We start from the raw sequence: 2,644 nt of genomic DNA, 5'->3' as shown, positions 1-2,644 counted from the left end.
GAACAGTGAAGTGGTTTAACGACGCCAAGGGGTTTGGCTTCATCAGCCGCGAGAATGGCGAGGATGTGTTCGTACACTACTCCGCCATTAACACGACCGGCTTCAAGAGCCTGCAGGAAGGCCAGGCGGTTCAGTTCAACGTCGTCAAGGGACCGAAGGGCTGGCAGGCAAGCGACGTGCAGCCCCTGTAGCACGCTGCAACACCTTTCGAGGACAGGATGTAAAGCAAAACGGCAGCCCTCGGGCTGCCGTTTTGCTTTAATCACGTGCGCCGGCGACGTGCGCACTAAGATCGTCCTCGTCTTTCAGACCGCGATACCCTTTGTAGTTTGCGGCTGCGCTTCCGTTAAAGTTCAGAAACAACAGCGCCCGCAGACTTCCCGTGGCATCCATGTGCGCTGGAAGCCACAGTGAAGGTTGCACCCGTTCCTGCTCGACGGTAAACCGCGTCCCCTTGCGGATATCGACCAGCAGACCTCCGGCGATCTTGAAGTCCCGGATGAAGCTGGCGTCGACCCGCATCACCGAGCGATCGGCCTCGTCCACGGCGATCGTCGCTGTCAGGCAGCGGGTTACCTCTTCGAAACGATTGCGAGTGGGAATATTGGGGTCGCCCTCATAGTCGAGCAACAGGACGGAGCGTCCATCGACAACTCCATGGCGTGGATTGGAGAGCCGGCCAAGCTCCAGCAGGCGCGAGACCGCGATCTCAGAGTTCGGCGGATGCGCCTTACGCTCCCGTGCTTTGTTGATCTGCTTGCGGATATTTTCGTCGTCTTTGCGCTGCTCCTCGTCGGTCAGCGCGTGGCCGTTATGACGCAGTGTACGGATGACCTGGAAACCGTCTTCCGTTACCGCTTCAATGTCTCGCTCTTCCTGCTTTTTAAGTTTTCCGGTGTGGTCGAACTCCAGGCGCGATTCATGCCCCTGGTAAAAGATCTGTTTCCGGAAGGTTTCCGCGGCATGCTGATGGGCAATGAGTTCGGGAACAAGCGTTGTCAGGTCAACCTGCTGTGCGGAGGCGCAGCACGGAAGAACTGAAAGGAAAACAGCAATTTGAAGAAGCGTCCTGGTGGTGGATCGTTCGAAACCAGAGCTTCTCCTGACGGCGGAGCACTGAGTTGGGAAGATCATGCACCAAGAATGGAGCACCCGGTTTACGGCCTGATGACGGCGATGCGACGGTTTCGCGAAAGTTCGCGGGTATCTCGGTGACTAAAGCATTTTTCCTGCAGGTGTAGTGCAGGGCTTGCGCATCTATGGGCGTTTTCCGCAATGAAAACGCCGCTGCACGCTCCTCCCGGGATACCCAGCAACAGGAAAAATGCTCTCTACTCCGGCTTAGCCTGTTCTTCAGAAACCTTGGTGACGTCAGGAAGGATGGTTACCGTTGCATCCAGCTTGCGGTAATCATAGAAGCGCTGCTTTCCGGCGCCCTGAAATCCCTTGAAGAGCAACACCCGGCCATCGACGTTAACGTCCAGCGTCTCCGGCAGCCAGATCTCTCCACGCACCAACGCCTGCGTCCAGGTAAAACGAGACCCCTTGTGAACGTTCGCCAGCATGCCTCCGCCGACTTTGAAGTCGGAGGCGAGGTGGGCCTCCAACCGCGAGACCACCTGGTCCTGCTCATCGATGGCCACCGTCCCGTCGAGCCGGCGCATAATCTCATCGGAGAGTCCGCTGGTGTCTGCCTTGGGATTGCCGGTGAAGTCGTAGAAGATCTGGTCGCGCCCGTTCACGCGGATCCGGCGGCCGTTGGAGAACGTGGCCAGCTTCAGTAAGCGTGAGACGGAAAGGTTCACATCCCCGCCGTGCTTCGGCTTTTTGCCGGCTTTCAGATCGGCCACCTCTTTATCGACGTGCTCCTGCTCCTTCTTTGCATCGGACGGGGAAAGTTCCTTGCCGTTATGGCGGAGATGGCGCCGCACCTCCGTTCCGTTCAGAAAGAAGACCTCATACTCCTCGGTTGTCTGCTTTTTACTGCCTCCGTCCTTATCGAGCTCATCCGCTGTCTGCTGCATGGTGCAGATGTATTTGCGGCGCAGCGACTCCAGCTCATCCTGGTGTGTCCGGACCCCGGCGAAGAGAGTCGCGAACTCCGGCAGCGGAGCTGTGCTGGCGGCTGACGCAGAGGTGGCGGGCTCCTGCGCGGTAACCGGCGCGGCAAGGAGGAAAGCGAGCAACAGGGAGCGCAGAGGCATGACAGTGATACGCATCAAGAGAAGATTCGTTCCTATGCCTGGTTTCATTTCCGGGGTATGCTGGCAACCATGATACGACTGCTCATCGAGTGGCTGCTGAATGCCCTGGCGCTGGTGATCACCGCCTACGTGGTACCGGACTTTGAAGTGGATGGCTTCGGACCCGCTGTCATCGGAGCCCTGGTGGTAGGTCTGCTGAATGTCACTCTCGGATGGCTGCTCAGCATTTTCACCTTCCCGCTCGTCTGGCTGCTGCCGCGGCTGATGATGCTGTTGATCGATGCAGTTGTGCTCTATGTCGCAGCCAAATTTGTACCTGGCTTCCGGATCAAAACTTTTCTGGCGGCCTTCATCGGCGCCATCGTTCTGGTGCTGATCCACATCGTCTTCTCGTACGTCTGAGAATGAAATCTCTATACCAGCCTGGGCTGCGCCTAGGC

4 protein-coding genes are annotated in these 2,644 nt (G+C 57.9%); 2 read left to right on the top strand and 2 right to left on the bottom strand.

What is annotated here, in order from left to right:
- Window positions 1-191 (top strand): cold-shock protein (locus AB4043_RS21880; RefSeq protein WP_442308077.1); only part of this gene is annotated, 191 nt, incomplete at its 5' end.
- A 67-nt stretch (window positions 192-258) separates the two neighbouring features.
- On the opposite strand, the gene AB4043_RS21875 is transcribed toward AB4043_RS21880, so the two are convergent.
- A complete protein-coding gene (locus AB4043_RS21875; RefSeq protein ID WP_442300834.1) occupies window positions 259-1,134 on the bottom strand; it encodes a hypothetical protein in 876 nt (291 codons plus the stop codon).
- A 197-nt stretch (window positions 1,135-1,331) separates the two neighbouring features.
- Window positions 1,332-2,219 carry a hypothetical protein gene (locus tag AB4043_RS21870; RefSeq protein ID WP_442300833.1) on the bottom strand — a complete coding sequence of 296 codons (888 nt, stop codon included), beginning with the start codon at window positions 2,217-2,219 and terminating at the stop codon, window positions 1,332-1,334.
- Window positions 2,220-2,273: 54 nt separating this feature from the next.
- Between AB4043_RS21870 and AB4043_RS21865 the strand changes: the two genes are divergently transcribed.
- Entirely contained in the window at window positions 2,274-2,606 is a 333-nt protein-coding gene (locus tag AB4043_RS21865; RefSeq protein ID WP_442300832.1) for a phage holin family protein, read from the top strand.
- Window positions 2,607-2,644: the final 38 nt, after the last annotated feature.

Origin of the sequence: Terriglobus sp. YAF25 (assembly GCF_052113305.1) — a bacterium.
Classification (GTDB): Bacteria; Acidobacteriota; Terriglobia; order Terriglobales; family Acidobacteriaceae; genus Terriglobus.
Note: the sequence above shows the minus strand (reverse complement) of the source record. Positions and strands in the feature narration are given on the sequence as shown.